The following is a 16,423-nucleotide window of genomic DNA, read 5'->3' as shown; positions in this document are numbered from 1 at the left end:
TGAGGCTTTCATTATCTATCGCTGACACTTTCGGGAGTGTTATTAATAGAAGATTGCCAACCTAACGTAATTCCTGAATCACTGAGATTATACAGTTCTCCAGAACTATTTAGTTTGACAACTACTCAACCCTAACGGGGGTTTGAGATTTGAAAAGCACAATGCTTTTCCGTAAAGAAAGGAGATGCACGGTGATTGTTCACACCATTACCACAACATAATAATGTGACCGTGCATTACCTTCGGAACGACAAAGAAGAAATAACCGTAGCTAAAGAACATCATCCATTCTTTACGGAAAGACATTGAGGAGAGAGCGCCGCTATGGGAAACGGCATTCTCTGGAGTGCGTATTGACATGACACACAAGAAACAAGCACAAGATTGAAGTAATTCGAATACTCAACCCTTATTTACATAGTAACATAATAGTTATGCACTTGTCAAGCCATTTATGCACTTAAAGTGAATTATTATGCAACATCAAACACACCGTATACCTCTGCGATAGAGAGCACCAGCTCAGCAAGTTCAGCGGTGATGTATTGCAGGGAGCAAGCAAGCTCCTCAAGGTCATTAGCTACACGCCACGCCTGATCAGCGGTAATGGTGCTACCGTCACGCTCCACTAAACGAGCTACAGAGGCTTGAAGATGCTCAAGGGCTGTAATGGCTTGCTCTGTATGTCTGACAGCGTTCAGGAGGCTCTCAGGCGTTGCTGTAATGTATGTTTTATTCACTTCCTGTAGTAGCGGGAGATGATAGTTATCTTCGAAACTAAGGAGTAGAGATTGAATTGTGTCGTTAGTCATTATAATTTTCCTTATCGTCATTAAATAAAAAGTCCAAATCGGCAGTGTGACCACTCAGGCCGTTAGTTTGTGAATACCCGACATAATCGGCGTAATGTTCAAATCCGAGAATTTGCCAGGGTTTAAGCTGGCTGCTGTCAATAATGTATTCTTTTCTTTTTCGAGGTTTCCAGAATACGCCGGATGTTGTGGTGAGGATTTCTTGCAAGGCGTTGTATTCATCACCGCAAGGTACAGAGGGAGGGTGTTCTATTATTTCTGTCTGCCATTCACCTGGCTCAGATTGCCTTGCTATGTCTTGTAATGTAGTGGTGAACTTGCGTTGATGTGCTCTTGTCGCTTTTTGAATTCTGCCTAGGCTTGACCTATTTTGTTTTCGTCCCATTATGCCCTTTTATTTTATTGGGAAACCTTCTGTGTATTGTCATAACATAAATTCCATAGAATGCCGTGAAATACCATAGTGCAAGCATCATAAAAAGTTTCCCGTATTGTTATTTAGTGTTCGTGTTGCTCATCAGTTGGTTGTAGTGATAAACGACACATTTGGATTAACATCGAAATCGTAAAAGTTACTTTTACGGGTGATGGTGATCACTTTCGCAGAGCGTAGCAATTCGATCCAATACCTCACACCGGATTCACTGTAGCCCAGGGCGCTTGAAAGTTGCTTCACGCTGGAACGGAATGTTCCATTTTCACGGTGGAGGCTTGCAAGATGATTATAGATGCGTCTGCATACGTCATTACAACCAAGCTGAAAGTTTGTGTCTTCGTTCAGTAGGTAAAGATTATTCATTGTTCCTCTTATGTTTGTTTTGTCCGTGCGTATACTTCACGTTTCGCTTTCAAATGTTGGATTGAATGTTGATTTATTAACTTTCCCTGACTTTCGAACATTGCCAAATAAGGTAAATCAAAGTCGTTGAGAACTGTAAACTGATCAGCATCGTTGCAACGTTGAAAATAAAACCAGTCTTTAGTTTCATCCCGTGGCTTTTTAAACTCGAATGGGGAAACGGCTTGTTGCTTGTCTAAGGCTTTCTTAGGTGCGGGTTTTGGCTTCGGTGCTGGCTCCACTTTTTCTGGCGCTTCCGGCATTTCGTCAAACTCGCACATTGGATCGGCTTCGGGGGTAAGTTGCTGCTTTTCTTCCTGCGCCTCTGGCGGTGCTTCTTTGGTGTTCCCAAACACGGGATATTTCAGACAGTCCACCCAGACAGGTTTTTTTGCAGTTCCAGCGTTACGCTCAAGCAAGAAACAGTCTGGTGTAATGTCGGTTATCGTCCATTGGTTTGATCTTCCTGACAGCGTGGCAACCACTAAACCAACTTGCTTTAACACTCTCAAGCATCGTAACGCTGTACTTTTAGAAATGTTAATACTATCTGCAAGCTCTTCTATGTTGTCGTAGTATGTGCCTTTATTCCCGCCAGTGCTGGACGTGGTGAAAAAATGGTAACGCTTGCGCATTCGTGAGTATAATAATTTAGCATCGTTGGAGAGTTCCACGCGCTCACCTGTTTTAAGGTTGGTGATGTGGCTTGCTTCGGATAATGCTTCTTCTGTACCAAAATACTTGTAAATTTCTCCGTTTATAATGTCGGTCATGTTAGGGTGCATCCTTATTTAGTAGAACGTTCTCCGCTCTTGATTGATAATGAAAGTGTGGTTGCAGCGTCAATTAACATCTCCTGCACTGTTACGCCTCGCGCTCGTGCCTCTTTAAATAAAGTGGTAAACACTTCATCAGGCAGTTTTACGAATGTTCCGGCTGGTTTCTTCTTTTGAGTTTCGCTCATGTGGTTTTCTCCTTATTCTTGGTTATTCGTTAGTTTCTTTCTGTTCCGTTCTGATTAGATCGAAACGGCGAAGTACTTCGTTAAAGAACTCTTCACGCTCTTTATAACCGTGCTTACGATTGGTGTTGCGTATAGCTTTAATTTGGAAACGGGTGATTTCACCGTTAACAAGCTGTGATACCGTAGTATCTATGTCGAAGTATTTAATAATGGCTCTCCTTAGTTGAGATAAAATAAAAACACCTTGCAGCCTGACGGCTCAAAGTGCGTTGCGATTTGAATTACTTAGAGAGGCTGAACATCTCAGAGAGAAGGTAAGAATCTTTTTCTTCACCTTATAACTCATAGTAACATGAAAAGCTTGCAATGTCAATAGGTGAACTTAATTTTTTCCCATTTAATAATCTATCACAACCCATGTTTATAAGGAAGCTATTTCGATCATCATTAAACGCGCTGTATCGATCTATACGAGGTTTTCATTCACATGCGCTACATTGGTATTCCCTGTCCTCTTTGAAACGCTCCATGCGCATTCTGGCTGCGCCTCTGGCACTTCCCGAAACCAATTGCACAACTACAGAGGGATAACGGTAGTTATCAGGATAGTAGGTGTTGGAATCGGATTGAGGCTGGATGAACTGGAAGCCATCAGTGACCAGTGAAGCCTTAGCCGTGGGCTAACTTTGCATGGATGAAATGCGGAGCATGGAAGACAGGCAGAAGTTATGCCGAAAGACATTGCGCACAGGGCGCACAGCTTTTGTGCCTCGTTTCACGAGGGCGAAGCCCTGGCACAATTACAGATAGATACGCTACGCTGCGTAGTGAGCGGCTGACCGAGTAGCCACCCAAAGGCGAATCAGGTCATTTGCCAGGCGACACGCGCCAGCAAAGCGAATCTTTCACAAGATCTTTTCAAAGCTCTCTTTTACAAGTCGCTTTGAAAATCTCTTTGTATAGAGTGCCAAATTGACACCAATTCCACCTCAATCAGTGCCATTTTGACACCTGTTATCCTCGAATAGGTGCCAAATTGACACCTATACAACAATGCCATTCTGACAATCGGTGCCAAATTGACACAATTATTATTAACCCTTAAGGTCAAAACATTGATACATCGCCCAATCGCCTATTTTATCGCTTAGATCTTTTGCTGCATGTGCCAATAACTTATTGGTAGCAGGAATTTTACCCTCGGTTTTCTGATTATTTAGTGATGTAAATTTAGCTCCTATTTCTTCACAGGTCATAGAAGTATTATTTAATGTGTTTACTATAATTGGAGTCGTAACACGTTTAAGATCTTTTACAAACTGATAGGATGCTAAGTAAGTGTCTTTTACTTTGCCTTCTACTAACATAAAACGTTCCGTGCTATCGCGTAAGGCGTTTTCTGCTGTCATCAGATCCATACGGGTATCTGCTACAGCATTTATACTTGTTACAGCCAAGATAGTGGCGATGATAATTTTTTTCATTTTGGTTCCCTTTGTAAGCTGGCGATACGCCCGCCCTAGGCATTTATTACATACTCCGTATCCTATCCATCTATAAAAATCATCTCGGATAGCCATTCTTATTATCATAATCTGCCTATGTAGCGAGGATAATCTTATAGATAATGAAGGCTAAATAACAGGTAAATGTTAGTATTAATCCTATGAAAATAGACCGAAATGATGAGAAGCAGAACTAGCAATCTCACTTTAATGATAACCAATGTTACTATCACACACATTGCATAAACTCTTGCACCGTGCAGCTCCCAGCGATCATTGTCTATAATGTACACTTTCATTAATGCAACATTCGTTGAACGAGTTCTCTCATTTCATCGTTAAAAATCCACCACTCGATTTTACATGCCAAAATCGCCACTTAGTTAGCATTCTAATCATTTCACAATGCAATCAATTGCAAGTGCATAACTGATGCATAATCCGTGCATACAGGAAAGATAGCGCTACCCACGCCTAACCCACCCACATTTAACGACATTAAATCAAATAGTTACGCAACCACCACACACAACCTTCTGTAGTGTGATGTTCCAGTATTTCTACTCTTCTTCGTGCCGATCTGATGATTTGGCAATGTGCAAACACATGTTTGTAAATGCCAAGCTTATGATTTTGTTAAAGATATTTTGAAATTGTGCAAATTCCGATCTGGGTGAGCCTGATCTTTGCGTTCAGCACTGGACACAACCGCGCCACTTACCACACACAACACAGATCATTTTTTGATCTTTTGTCTTGTAACTGCATGAAATTGATCATAATGTTTATTTCATTATTTTAGATGTGTGACCTTGAAGGAGGATAAATTGAACAGAGCAATGGTGTTAGACGAACAGCAAGCTAAAGCGATCAGGGAGTGGCTAAACGCTCATAACAAAAGCCTGATAGCTGACGTTACGTTAATGATGCAAGCTGCCGTACTGCGTGTGGGGGATGCCGTAGCGTTACGCTTCGACGAAGTGATCAACGGTGAGATAGACATAGAAGAACAGAAGACAGGGAAGCGTAAAGCTCTCACCCTTCCTGCTCCAGTGGTGCAGATGATCGCACGTCGCCGTGCTGAGTACCCGCATGATGTGCATGTGTTCAGGAGCCAGCGTAACCGCTCGATGAACAAGCAAGCTCCTGTACGGCGTGAAGAAGTGAGCAAACAGATCGCAGAAGCCGCTAAAGCTATCGGGATTTATGGCACTGTCTCAGCACACAGCTTTCGGAAGGCGGGCAGCAATGCAATTTACAAGCGTTCTGCAAACAACATCGCTCTCGCTATGACCGTGCTCAATCACAGCAACATCACCGACACCAGACGCTATCTGGACTTAGACAAGCAAGCCGTTAGCCGTGTGATCAATGAGATGGATTTATAAGGGGGTATACATGAAACGCCTTGTGCTGACGCTGGCGCTACTGCCAGCCCTGGCGAATGCCGGACAAATTACGATGACCAAACCACAGGAAGAACAGACGGAGAACGGGAAAACGCTGTGCGTGTATGAGAACAGCATCTACCTGTTCACCTACGTAATTAAGGGGAAATGCCCGTATGCTAAAACCTTCGACACGTCAGAGAACGAAAAATAGGTAGTACTAAGCATATTTTTTCATCCAAGTTACCAGTAACTTGCGTCTACTTATCCTAAATCATATTGACAAAATCAGCGTTCGATCACATTCAGTTTTTTTTTTCGCATGCGTTGACTTTCGTGTAGCCCTTATCGTTCGTGGGTTTAGCGACTCTTACCTTTCCGCAACCGCAATTTAACCTCAAAATCAACTCTTGTACTGAAATGAATCCTTACTAAAATACTCAGCATATGGGGGAGATAGTTCCAGTCTCCCACTATATGTAGTATCTGCATTTAGAATGCAGGCATAGAAAAACCGGACTCACAATGTGAATCCGGTTTATGAAGCATGACCGCCATGAGTCTGCAAACTCATAACGTATGTTAGCCTCACCATCATTCCTGACGGCCTGATTGTGCCCGGCTTGGTTGGTTGTGTAAACCCTAAGTTATTACGCAAAAGGTAATACCAATGCTTATTCAGAAGAAACGGGTTAGAAACATTGATAACTACATTACTCCTTTTGATGGTAGAAGTGTTTTTATCGCTCATCCATTGCCGGGTCAGCAAAAAAGTGAATTGATCGGGTTCACCTCCAATCAATCGCTTGGCGAGGAAGTTCTTCCTCGTATCGTTGGAGCAATATCTAGATTTAATGCCAGCGGCAAATCCGTGCCAGATAAAACAGTCCCTAAAGAAACTGCTTATCGTCAAGTCTCATGGACATGGAAGAAATGGGCAGGAAAAGGGCAAACTGAAGAGGTCACGGAAACACGGGAAATTGAGTATCAGCGATATCAGAGGATTTTCACTCCACCTCCGAGCATCGAGTTGAAAATTGTCGAAAACCTGAAAGGGGAAAAGTTGGTAATCTCTCCTAAGTTGACTTTAAGTGATGAAAACAAAGTTTTAGCAACTCACTGCATTAATCTTTTTTTAGAGATTTTCGGTCAGTGCGAGGTGGTTGACGAGCAGTTAGATACCATTGTCACCAGCAAATCGTTAAAACTTAATTGGAATCTTCTTCCGCAAGGCCAACATCCCTGGAAAACTATTGGTTCACAGATTCTCAACGCGATTAATATTAGGGGTAAGGGAAATGCTGCTGTTGTTGAAGGTAGACTGGAACTTGTTAACAGCAAAAAACCCGACCTTGTCGCAGTTGGAAGAGCTGGGTTTCAAGGCTATGTAGTGTTTGGCTTTTCTAGTAAAAACACCTACATACTTGAAAGCTCTCAGAGCAATAACGCAACTTATGTTTTTGATGACAACTGGCCAAACTTATCACAGCTTACAAAAGCTGAAATCTTAGATAATGACTTGCATCTTGCCCGCGTCATCCATCGGCGAAGTTGGTCAGCTGACATTCTTAAATACTTACCTTAAACAACACAGCTGCGGGGGAAGCTCCCCCGCATATTAATTACAGCAATAGCAACCGCTTAGCGCCGTATTGGGTATACCAACAAAAAGCGCCGCAGGCGTGTCATCAGGGGTATTTGTCAGTTAACCGCTCTCTTATCGAGTACCGTTCGTTTATGGCACGGTGAACACCACGGCAGAGCCAGACCCTTTCCCGATCTGGTTAGGCTTCCCAACATTTGCTCGTTTATCCGTGGCGTGTCATCACGACAGGCTGTTACGGGACACCGCGCTAAGTGTGGAACGGTTAAAAGTGTTTGGTATAGGATTTAGAGACGGCGGCACGTCTTCCGGCTTCAAAGGGAAAAGCGATACAAGGTTGAGCCTGGTAACTACTTGCCACTGCGTGATAACATACCAAAGCCATTAACATTCACAGTGGCTTTTGTACTTGATGAGAAACTGACATTTCTTACATGCAAATGAGACGGTTTTTTCACACTAACTCATTGATTTATAAGAAATTTAAGTGATTGGTGCCGAAGGCCGGACTCGAACCGGCACGTATTTCTACGGTTGATTTTGAATCAACTGCGTCTACCGATTTCGCCACTCCGGCACTGAAGGGGATGTACAGATAGCGGTTGCATTATACCCGTTGCGGATCGCCATGCAAGCTCCCCTTCTAGCCTCCAACGCTAACCGCATAAAAAACCACCGTTGCCCCGCCCTTGCCTTCCCCCTCTCGACCCGCCTCGCAAAAACCTGCAACACAATCTGAGGTTTACATTATCCCCTGTTTGTTATTTGATTCTGTTATTGGCTGGGGTTACCCCATCAACAGACATCAGGATGCAGGCATGCGTTTCTATCAGGTCGATCCCACGCTGGAGAACTACTGGCGCGGCGTGATCCTCTTCGGCAACAACTTTGCCACCTACAAGTTCGCCCTAGCCCATGCCCTGTATGATGTCGATCGCAGCGATACTCTGATTAAACTCGACGATCTGGCCGTGCCCTTTAGCCGGCATATCTGCGAGCACCTGAAAAACGCCCCCCGGCAGATCCTCAATGACAAGAAACCCGGCCCGCTGCTTACCGCCTGCCAGCAGTATAATCTGGGTGAAATTGACGAGGATGAGCTGCGTCAGGTGACGGTGCGCTACGGCTTCTCGGTAGTGCTAAAGGCCTTCCACAACGTCAACGGTGGGCCGCTGGAGAAGCAGTTCTTCATCAATGAACGCCGGGAGCACAAGGGCATCCGTCTGACGGATGAGTTCTACCGCCTGACGGAGACGCAGCAGTTCCACAACCTGGTGCATGAAACCGATGCCCGCTGGCGGCTGGTTGAGAAGGCCTGGGAGATGGCTCTGCCCCCGCAGCTGCTGGACGTGCATTACGATGCGGGAAGTGAAACCCTCTTTACCCAGCTCAACAGCTACCGCATCTCGCTTACCAGCTGCCGCAACAGCCTTAACGGCTATCAGAAGGGACACTGCTTCTACTGCAACGCGCCGATAAGCCTGGAGTCCGGGCATCCGCTGCTGGCCGATGTAGATCACTTTATCCCGCTGGTTGCCCAAAAGGATATGCCAGGCATGAACCTCAACGGTGTCTGGAACCTGGTCCTGGCCTGCCAGGCCTGCAACCGGGGGGAGAACGGCAAGTTCGCGCAAGTTCCGACCCTCGATCTGCTCTATCGTCTCCATGCCCGCAACGAGTATTTTATTAACAGCAGGCTGCCGCTGCATGAGGCGATCATTAACCAGACCGGCAAGAGCGAGCCGGTGCGCCGCACGTTCTTAAACGATAGCTGGAACGCCGCTCTCGCCTGTCGGTTCCACACCTGGCAGCCGGTTGCCGCCGGAGAGGTGATGTTCAGATGACGATGACGTATTACCAGCGCAACGCGCAGACGTTTTTCGACGCCACAGTAGGGGTTGATATGTCCTCCCTCTACGCGCCCTTCCTGCGCTTTGTTGCTCCCGGTGGATGCGTGCTGGACGCAGGGTGCGGTTCCGGGCGCGACGCCAAAGCGTTCAGCGCGCGGGGCTACCAGGTGGAAGCTTTCGACGCCTCGGCGGAGATGGTGGAGCTTGCCACGGCCTATACCGGCCTGCCGGTCAGGCAGATGACGTTCAGCGCGCTGAAGGCCGAAGAGCGCTACGATGGGATCTGGTGCTGCGCCTCGCTGCTGCATCTTCCTCAGGCCGAGCTGCCCGCGGCGATGCATCGTCTCGCCCGCGCACTGAAACCGGGTGGCGTCTGGTATCTGTCGTTTAAATACGGTACTACCGAGCGGGAAAAGGAGGGGCGGCATTTTACCGATCTGAATGAGGCTGGCCTGCAAACATTGGTATCTGCTCTGCCGCAGGTGAGCATCATCGAGCAGTGGACGACGCAGGATAAACGCCCTGAGCGCGACGAGGTCTGGCTGAACGCCCTTCTGCGTAAGCATCTGACTGAATAGCCTGCCATCTCGCACCTTACGCCCATGCGTGCCCCTACCCCATGCTCTACACTTCCTAATCAACGCTGAACCTGAGGAAATCACAATGAGCACAATAAAAAGCTATGCCGCGAAAGAAGCTGGGAGCGAACTGGAGCTGTACGAGTACGATCCTGGTGAACTGCAGGCGGGGGACGTTGAGGTACAGGTAGACTACTGCGGGATCTGCCACTCTGACCTGTCGATGATCGACAACGAGTGGGGCATGTCCCAGTATCCGCTGATCGCCGGGCACGAGGTGATTGGTCGCGTGGTGGCGCTGGGCAGCGCGGCGCAGGACAAAGGTCTGAAGGTGGGCCAGCGTGTGGGTATCGGCTGGACGGCGCGTAGCTGCGGCCACTGCGATGCCTGTATCAGCGGCAACCAGATCAACTGTCTGGAAGGCGCGACGCCGACCATCCTCAACCACGGCGGCTTTGCTGATAAGCTGTGCGCCGACTGGCAGTGGGTGATCCCGCTTCCGGACAGCATCGATATTGAATCCGCCGGGCCAATGCTCTGCGGCGGCATCACGGTGTTTAAACCGCTGCTGATGCACAACATTACCGCCACCAGCCGCGTCGGGGTGATCGGTATCGGCGGTCTGGGTCATATCGCCATTAAGCTGCTGCATGCGATGGGCTGCGAGGTGACGGCGTTCAGCTCTAATCCGGCGAAAGAGCAGGAAGTATTAGGGTTCGGTGCGGATAAGGTAGTGAACAGCCGCGATCCAGAGGCGTTAAAAGCCCTGGCGGGTCAGTTCGATCTGATTATCAACACCGTTAACGTCGACCTGAACTGGCAGCCCTACTTCGAGGCACTGGCACACGGCGGTAATTTCCACACCGTCGGCGCGGTGCTGAAGCCGGTCCCGGCCTTTACCCTCATTGGCGGTGACCGCAGCATCTCCGGTTCCGCAACCGGGACGCCGTACGAGCTGCGCAAGCTGCTGCGCTTTGCCGGTCGCAGCAAGGTGGCACCGCAGACCGAGCTGTTCCCGATGTCGCAGATCAACGAGGCCCTGCAGCACGTTCGTGACGGCAAGGCCCGTTATCGCGTGGTGTTGAAGGCAGATTTTTAAATAGTAAACGCCCGGCGGCGCGAGCTTGCCGGGCCTACGTATTTAGACCTTCTCCAGAGCGGCAAAGACTTCGGCAACGGCCACTGCACCTGGATCGGTAACGCCGGTCAGGCTGTCGCTGTTAACGTACGACGAGCGCCCCGCGCCCGCTTTCTGCATCTTAGCCGTACTCTCTGCCCCGGCTTTAGCGGCCGCAACCGCAGCGCTAAGATCCTGGCTCTGCAACGCCTCCAGGGCGGGCTGTAGCGCGTCGATCAGCGTCCGGTCACCCAGATCCGCTCCACCGTAGTGCTTCATCTGCTTAAGGCCTTTTAACAGCGCATCGGCGATGCTCGCTCCGTCGTGGATCGCCTGCCCGGCAGCGGTAAAGAATATCGACATCAGCACCCCGCTGGAGCCGCCCATCACCGTCGCCAGGCGCTCGCCGATGAGCTGAAAGAGCTGGGCGCTGTTGTCCAGCGGCAGCTTACCCTGTTCAAGCTGCTGGGCAATATCTCGCGCCCCTTCGGCAAAGGTCGAACCGGTATCGCCGTCGCCCACTTTGGCATCCAGCGCGTTGAGCCGGTTCTCGAGGCCGATCAGCGTCTCGGCGGCGGCTTTGACTATGGCACTAACCTGGGGGTTGTCGGAGGGCTGGATCTCAATGCCGGTGTTAATCGCACTGTGCTTAACCGTGCGTACCGGGGCGAAGGCCACCGGTTTTTGCCAGCCGACGGTCTCGACGTCCGCGTTGAGGGCGCGCTCGAACTCATCGTTGAGGCGCAGCAGCGAGAGGGAGAAGCCTTTCATATCCAGGGAGCTGACCAGCGGCGCGGGGCCGATGAGGTAAGCAATCTGATCCTTGAGCGCCGAGTGCGCCAGCTCTTTGGTGAGCAGGGCCATCTCCAGGGCCGAGACGCCGCCGAGGTTGTTGATCAGCACCGCCACGCGATCGTTACCCGCCTGCGCCTTCAGCGGTTCAACGAGGGTGTCGATAAGGGTTTTGCTGTTGTGGGTGTCGACGGTGCTGGCCCCTGGCTCGCCGTGGATGCCGAGGCCCAGCTCGACCTTACCGCGCTGGATGCGGTTCTCCTCCTCTTCGCCGCTGCCCGGCAGGTTGCAGGTCTCCATCGCCAGCCCAAGGCTCCAGACGCTGTCGCTGGCCTGCTGGGCTATCGCTCGCACCTCGCCGAGGGATTTACCCTGCTCGGCGGCGTAGCCCGCAATCTTATGCACCAGCGCCGTGCCGGCGATGCCGCGCGGCTGTTTGTTATCCGGCAGGGCGATATCGTCAGCGACAATCACCATCTCCACCTTCAGGCCGTGGCGTTTGGCTTTCTCCGCCGCGAGGCCGAAGTTGAGGCGGTCCCCGGTGTAGTTTTTGACAATCAGCAGGCAGCCGCGATCGCCGGTAACGGCGACGATGGCGTTAAGTACGGCGTCGACGCTGGGGGAGGCGAACACGTCCCCGCAGACGGCAGCGGTGAGCATACCTTTGCCGACGAAGCCGGCGTGGGCTGGCTCGTGGCCCGAGCCGCCGCCGGAGATAACCGCCACACGCCCCTTGTCCCAGTCGCCGCGCGCCACGATGCGGATAGCGGGATCGATATCGAGACGCACCAGGTTAGCGTGCGGCGCGGAGATAATTAAGCCTTCGATGGCATCATTGACCAGCTGCTTGCGGTCGTTGAAGAAAAATTTGGACATAGCTTCCCGAGCGGTTAATTAATCGTAAGGAAAGCATAGACGGTGTGACGAAGCGCAAAGTATGAAAGCGAGATTTTCCCCGCTCAAAAAAGAGCGGGGAGGCAGGATTAGGCCCGGCGCATCATCAGCCAGACGCTGATGGCAAGGAACAGGGCGCTCGGCAGCAGCGCGCCAATAATCGGCGGGATGCCGTACACCAGCGTCAGCGGGCCGAAGATCTGGTCCATGACGTAGAAGACGAAGCCGAAGCTGATCCCGGTGACCACGCGCACGCCCATCGGTACGCTGCGCAGCGGGCCAAAGATGAACGACAGCGCCATCAGCATCATCACCGCCACCGACAGCGGCTGGAAGATCTTACTCCACATGTTGAGCTGGTAGCGCCCGGAGTCCTGCCCGGTTGACTTCAGATACTTCACATAGTCGCGCAGGCCGCTAATGGAGAGCGCATCCGGCTCCAGCGCCACCACGCCCAGCTTGTCCGGGGTCAGGTTGGTCTTCCAGGTGCCGCTCACTGTCTGGGAGCCGGTGATCTGCTTCGGATCCTGCAGGTTAGACTCATCTACCTGCGACAGCTTCCACTCCTTCTGTTGCTCATCAAAGGAGGCGTGGGCCGCATAGCGCACCGACTGCAGGCGACGCTGGTCGTTGAAGCTGTAGATGCTTACGCCGTTCAGCTCGTTGGTGCCGGAGACCTGCTGGATGTAGACGAAGCTGTTACCGTCTTTAGCCCACAGCCCCTGCTGGGTAGAGAGCATCGCACCGCCGTAGATCGCCTGGGCACGATAGTTACGCGCCATCTGCTCGCCCTGCGGTGCTACCCACTCGCCGATGGCCATCGTCAGCAGCACCAGCGGGATCGCCGTCTTCATGACCGACAGCGCGACCTGGAAACGGGTGAAGCCGGAAGCCTGCATCACCACCAGCTCGCTGCGCTGGGCCAGCATCCCTAAGCCCAGCAGCGCGCCCAGCAGGGCCGCCATCGGGAAGAAGACCTGAATATCTTTCGGCACGCTGAGCAGGGTGTACATCCCCGCGCCCATCGCGTCATAGCTCCCCTGCCCGGCACGCTTGAGCTGATCGACAAACTTGATGATGCCGGAGAGCGACACCAGCATGAACAGCGTCATCATGATGGTGGTGAAGATGGTTTTACCGATATAGCGATCGAGTACGCCAAAAGCCTGCATTATAACGCTCCTTTACGCACAAAACGGGCGCGTATCCGGCGCATCGGCACCGTGTCCCACAGGTTCAGCACAACCGCCAGCGCCAGATAGAGCAGGTTCACTGCCCACATCCAGATCATCGGATCGAGCTTGCCCTTGCCGCCGTTGGACTTCAGCGAGGTCTGCACCAGGAAGAAGACCAGGTAGAGCAGCATCGCTGGCAGCATCGACAGCACGCGGCCCTGACGCGGGTTCACCACGCTGAGCGGCACCACCATCAGCGCCATCACAAACACGGCGAAGATGAGGGTTAAGCGCCAGTGCAGCTCCGCGCTCGCCCGCGGCGTGTCGGTACGCATCAGGGTGCGCATATCCATCTGCTCGGTATCGTCCGGATCCAGCGCCACCGCCTGATGGCCAACAATCGCCTGGTAGCCCTGGAAGTCGGTAATGCGGAAGTCGCGCAGCAGCGCGGTGCCTTCAAAGCGCGTTCCCTTGGTCAGGGTCACCACCTGCGAACCGTCTTTGCGCTGTGAGAGCTGGCCGGAGTCGGCCACCACCACCGATGGGCGGGCGTTGCCTTTAGGACGCAGCTGCGCAAGGAAGACGTCGTGGAAGCTGCTGCCGCTGACGCTCTCGATAAACAGCACCGAGTTACCGTCGGTGGCCTGCTGGAACTGCCCCTGAGCCAGCGCCGCCATGCCAGGGTTGGCTTTGGCTTCCGCCAGCACCTCATCCTGATGACGCGAGGACCAGGGTCCGGCCCACATCACGTTAACGGTGGCCAGAATGCCGGTGAAGACAACCAGCACCATCGCGGCCTTCACCAGCACGGCCTTGCTCAGGCCGCAGGCGTGCATCACCGTGATCTCGCTATCGGTATAGAGCTTGCCGAAGGTCATCAGCAGCCCAAGGAAGAGGCTAAGCGGCAGGATCAGCTGCGCCATTTCAGGTACGCCCAGCCCCAGTAAGGAGAGCACCAGATTTGTCGGGATATCACCGTCAACGGCTGCACCGAGGATCCGCACCAGCTTCTGACAGAAGAAGATCAGCAGCAGGATGAATAGGATCGCAAGTTGACTTTTTAGCGTCTCCCGAACCAGATATCTTATGATTATCACTATAAATACGCCCGTAAAAACCCGTCTTTTTGCAGGAAAATCGCTTGTTTCATGGCTTAAACGTCATTTATTCTCTTGAGTCGTCGAAAGCATCGCTAAGATATAAGAAACTTAGCGGATGCACGTTTCAGGATATGTTCTGACGTGTCGAACTAAGATTAACACGAAGTCACCGCAACAGCGGACATGAGTTACGAAAGCTTGCAATTCTATCCGTAGCCCCGGCTGTTGTCTTTAAGATTCAGGAGCGTAGTGCATGGAGTTCAGTGTAAAAAGCGGTAGCCCGGAGAAACAGCGGAGTGCCTGCATCGTGGTTGGCGTGTTTGAACCGCGTCGGCTCTCCCCTATCGCCGAGCAGCTCGATAAGATCAGCGACGGCTACATCAGCGCGCTGCTGCGCCGTGGAGAGCTGGAAGGCAAGCCGGGACAGACGTTGTTGCTGCACCATGTTCCTAACGTCCTGTCAGAGCGCATTTTGCTGATTGGCTGCGGGAAAGAGCGTGAGCTGGACGAGCGCCAGTATAAGCAGGTTATTCAGAAAACGATAAATACGCTAAATGATACTGGCTCGATGGAGGCGGTCTGCTTCCTGACCGAACTGCACGTTAAAGGGCGCAACACCTACTGGAAAGTGCGCCAGGCGGTAGAGACGGCAAAAGAGACGCTCTACAGCTTCGATCAGCTGAAAACCAACAAATCCGAGCCGCGTCGTCCGCTGCGTAAGATGGTCTTCAACGTGCCGACCCGCCGGGAGCTGACCAGCGGTGAGCGCGCCATTCAGCACGGTCTGGCAATCGCCTGCGGCATTAAAGCGGCGAAAGATCTCAGCAATATGCCACCGAATATCTGTAACGCGGGCTACCTCGCCTCGCAGGCACGCCAGCTGGCCGACTCCAACAGCGAGAACATCACCACCCGGGTGATCGGCGAGCAGCAGATGCGCGAGCTGGGGATGCACTCCTACCTGGCAGTAGGCCAGGGCTCGCAGAACGAATCCCTGATGTCGGTCATCGAGTACAAGGGCAGCACTGATGAAGACGCGCGCCCAATTGTGCTGGTGGGCAAAGGGCTGACCTTTGACTCCGGCGGTATCTCTATCAAGCCTGCCGAAGGCATGGATGAGATGAAGTATGACATGTGCGGCGCGGCGGCGGTCTACGGCGTAATGCGCATGGTCGCCGAGCTGAAGCTGCCGCTGAACGTGGTGGGCGTGCTGGCGGGCTGTGAGAACATGCCCGGCGGTCGCGCCTTCCGTCCGGGGGACGTTCTGACCACCATGTCCGGCCAGACCGTAGAAGTGCTGAACACCGATGCCGAAGGGCGTCTGGTGCTGTGCGACGTATTAACTTACGTAGAGCGTTTCGATCCCGAGCTGGTGATCGACATCGCTACCCTGACCGGCGCGTGCGTGATTGCCCTCGGCCACCACATCACCGGCCTGATGTCGAACCACAACCCGCTGGCCCACGAGCTGATCGGCGCGTCCGAGCAGGCGGGAGATCGCGCATGGCGTCTGCCGCTGGGCGACGAGTACTACGAGCAGCTGGAGTCGAACTTTGCCGATATGGCCAACATCGGCGGACGCCCTGGCGGCGCGATCACCGCGGGCTGCTTCCTGTCGCGCTTTACCCGGAAGTACAACTGGGCGCACCTCGACATCGCCGGGACCGCATGGCGCTCCGGCAAAGCCAAAGGCGCAACCGGCCGTCCGGTCGCCCTGCTGTCGCAGTTCCTGCTGAACCGCGCCGGGTTTAACGGCGAAGAGTAGGCGTAATAGAGCAGTAAATTGTAGGCCGGGTAAGCGTAGCGC

Annotated in this window: 15 protein-coding genes and 1 tRNA gene; 7 read left to right on the top strand and 9 right to left on the bottom strand. The window is 52.1% G+C overall.

From position 1 onward, the window contains the following. Positions 1–473: 473 nt before the first annotated feature. From RTX96_RS17620 to RTX96_RS17600, 5 genes are all read right to left on the bottom strand, one after another. A complete protein-coding gene (locus tag RTX96_RS17620; RefSeq protein ID WP_312671674.1) occupies positions 474–812 on the bottom strand; it encodes a hypothetical protein in 339 nt (112 codons plus the stop codon). After that, positions 805–1,197 carry a hypothetical protein gene (locus tag RTX96_RS17615; RefSeq protein WP_312671673.1) on the bottom strand — a complete coding sequence of 131 codons (393 nt, stop codon included), beginning with the start codon at positions 1,195–1,197 and terminating at the stop codon, positions 805–807. The genes RTX96_RS17620 and RTX96_RS17615 overlap by 8 nt, the downstream gene beginning before the upstream one ends. 422 nt (positions 1,198–1,619) lie before the next feature. Then, complete coding sequence (locus tag RTX96_RS17610) at positions 1,620–2,423, bottom strand: winged helix-turn-helix domain-containing protein (RefSeq protein ID WP_312671672.1); 804 nt, start codon at positions 2,421–2,423, stop codon at positions 1,620–1,622. 14 nt (positions 2,424–2,437) lie between these two features. Then, entirely contained in the window at positions 2,438–2,614 is a 177-nt protein-coding gene (locus tag RTX96_RS17605) for a hypothetical protein (RefSeq protein WP_162838206.1), read from the bottom strand. A 1,094-nt stretch (positions 2,615–3,708) separates the two neighbouring features. Further along, positions 3,709–4,098, bottom strand: a complete 390-nt coding sequence (locus tag RTX96_RS17600) for a hypothetical protein (protein WP_312671671.1) — start codon at positions 4,096–4,098, stop codon at positions 3,709–3,711. A gap of 848 nt (positions 4,099–4,946) precedes the next feature. On the opposite strand from RTX96_RS17600, the gene RTX96_RS17595 reads away from it, so the two are divergent. From RTX96_RS17595 to RTX96_RS17585, 3 genes are all read left to right on the top strand, one after another. After that, a complete protein-coding gene (locus RTX96_RS17595; protein WP_312671670.1) occupies positions 4,947–5,507 on the top strand; it encodes a tyrosine-type recombinase/integrase in 561 nt (186 codons plus the stop codon). A gap of 10 nt (positions 5,508–5,517) precedes the next feature. Continuing rightward, positions 5,518–5,721, top strand: coding sequence for a hypothetical protein (locus tag RTX96_RS17590; RefSeq protein WP_312671669.1), 204 nt, complete (start codon positions 5,518–5,520; stop codon positions 5,719–5,721). Between the two features lie 456 nt (positions 5,722–6,177). Beyond that, a complete protein-coding gene (locus RTX96_RS17585) occupies positions 6,178–7,092 on the top strand; it encodes a hypothetical protein (protein ID WP_312671668.1) in 915 nt (304 codons plus the stop codon). Positions 7,093–7,602: 510 nt separating this feature from the next. On the opposite strand, the gene RTX96_RS17580 is transcribed toward RTX96_RS17585, so the two are convergent. Further along, positions 7,603–7,687: transfer RNA gene (locus RTX96_RS17580), tRNA-Leu, on the bottom strand. A gap of 241 nt (positions 7,688–7,928) precedes the next feature. Here RTX96_RS17580 and RTX96_RS17575 point away from each other — a divergent pair. From RTX96_RS17575 to RTX96_RS17565, 3 genes are all read left to right on the top strand, one after another. Then, the gene (locus RTX96_RS17575; RefSeq protein WP_312671667.1) at positions 7,929–8,954 is read left to right on the top strand and encodes an HNH endonuclease domain-containing protein; all 1,026 of its coding nucleotides are present in this window, start codon (positions 7,929–7,931) and stop codon (positions 8,952–8,954) included. Further along, positions 8,951–9,538 (top strand): class I SAM-dependent methyltransferase, encoded by a 588-nt coding sequence (locus RTX96_RS17570; protein WP_312671666.1) that lies wholly within the window; start codon positions 8,951–8,953, stop codon positions 9,536–9,538. The genes RTX96_RS17575 and RTX96_RS17570 overlap by 4 nt, the downstream gene beginning before the upstream one ends. An 85-nt stretch (positions 9,539–9,623) precedes the next feature. After that, entirely contained in the window at positions 9,624–10,637 is a 1,014-nt protein-coding gene (locus RTX96_RS17565) for an NAD(P)-dependent alcohol dehydrogenase (protein WP_312671665.1), read from the top strand. A gap of 42 nt (positions 10,638–10,679) precedes the next feature. Here RTX96_RS17565 and RTX96_RS17560 read toward each other — a convergent pair whose 3' ends face one another. The 3 genes from RTX96_RS17560 to lptF all read right to left on the bottom strand — a co-directional run bounded on the left by RTX96_RS17560 (position 10,680) and on the right by lptF (position 14,613). Further along, positions 10,680–12,323, bottom strand: a complete 1,644-nt coding sequence (locus RTX96_RS17560) for a dihydroxyacetone kinase subunit DhaK (protein ID WP_312671664.1) — start codon at positions 12,321–12,323, stop codon at positions 10,680–10,682. A 107-nt stretch (positions 12,324–12,430) separates the two neighbouring features. Further along, positions 12,431–13,513: an LPS export ABC transporter permease LptG gene (gene lptG / locus RTX96_RS17555; RefSeq protein WP_312671663.1), complete on the bottom strand. Its 1,083-nt coding sequence runs from the start codon at positions 13,511–13,513 to the stop codon at positions 12,431–12,433. Beyond that, complete coding sequence (gene lptF, locus RTX96_RS17550; RefSeq protein ID WP_103818565.1) at positions 13,513–14,613, bottom strand: LPS export ABC transporter permease LptF; 1,101 nt, start codon at positions 14,611–14,613, stop codon at positions 13,513–13,515. Before lptF ends, lptG begins: the two co-directional genes overlap by 1 nt. A gap of 256 nt (positions 14,614–14,869) precedes the next feature. Here lptF and pepA point away from each other — a divergent pair, with 256 nt between their 5' ends. Beyond that, positions 14,870–16,381, top strand: coding sequence for a leucyl aminopeptidase (gene pepA / locus RTX96_RS17545; RefSeq protein ID WP_103818566.1), 1,512 nt, complete (start codon positions 14,870–14,872; stop codon positions 16,379–16,381). Positions 16,382–16,423 lie beyond the last annotated feature (42 nt).

Source organism: Pseudescherichia sp. (assembly GCF_032052675.1).
GTDB lineage: Bacteria > Pseudomonadota > Gammaproteobacteria > Enterobacterales > Enterobacteriaceae > Pseudescherichia.
The sequence above is the reverse complement of the archived record's forward strand: the minus strand, read 5'-3'. Positions and strand labels throughout refer to the sequence as shown.

Excerpts from the sequence above, each read along its gene's own strand:
- RTX96_RS17620 (WP_312671674.1), bottom strand. The coding sequence starts at position 812 with ATGACTAACGACACAATTCAATCTCTACTCCTTAGTTTCGAAGATAAC.
- RTX96_RS17615 (WP_312671673.1), bottom strand. The coding sequence starts at position 1,197 with ATGGGACGAAAACAAAATAGGTCAAGCCTAGGCAGAATTCAAAAAGCG.
- RTX96_RS17610 (WP_312671672.1), bottom strand. The coding sequence starts at position 2,423 with ATGACCGACATTATAAACGGAGAAATTTACAAGTATTTTGGTACAGAA.
- RTX96_RS17605 (WP_162838206.1), bottom strand. The coding sequence starts at position 2,614 with ATGAGCGAAACTCAAAAGAAGAAACCAGCCGGAACATTCGTAAAACTG.
- RTX96_RS17600 (WP_312671671.1), bottom strand. The coding sequence starts at position 4,098 with ATGAAAAAAATTATCATCGCCACTATCTTGGCTGTAACAAGTATAAAT.
- RTX96_RS17590 (WP_312671669.1), top strand. The coding sequence starts at position 5,518 with ATGAAACGCCTTGTGCTGACGCTGGCGCTACTGCCAGCCCTGGCGAAT.
- RTX96_RS17585 (WP_312671668.1), top strand. The coding sequence starts at position 6,178 with ATGCTTATTCAGAAGAAACGGGTTAGAAACATTGATAACTACATTACT.
- RTX96_RS17575 (WP_312671667.1), top strand. The coding sequence starts at position 7,929 with ATGCGTTTCTATCAGGTCGATCCCACGCTGGAGAACTACTGGCGCGGC.
- RTX96_RS17570 (WP_312671666.1), top strand. The coding sequence starts at position 8,951 with ATGACGATGACGTATTACCAGCGCAACGCGCAGACGTTTTTCGACGCC.
- RTX96_RS17565 (WP_312671665.1), top strand. The coding sequence starts at position 9,624 with ATGAGCACAATAAAAAGCTATGCCGCGAAAGAAGCTGGGAGCGAACTG.
- RTX96_RS17560 (WP_312671664.1), bottom strand. The coding sequence starts at position 12,323 with ATGTCCAAATTTTTCTTCAACGACCGCAAGCAGCTGGTCAATGATGCC.
- lptG (WP_312671663.1), bottom strand. The coding sequence starts at position 13,513 with ATGCAGGCTTTTGGCGTACTCGATCGCTATATCGGTAAAACCATCTTC.
- pepA (WP_103818566.1), top strand. The coding sequence starts at position 14,870 with ATGGAGTTCAGTGTAAAAAGCGGTAGCCCGGAGAAACAGCGGAGTGCC.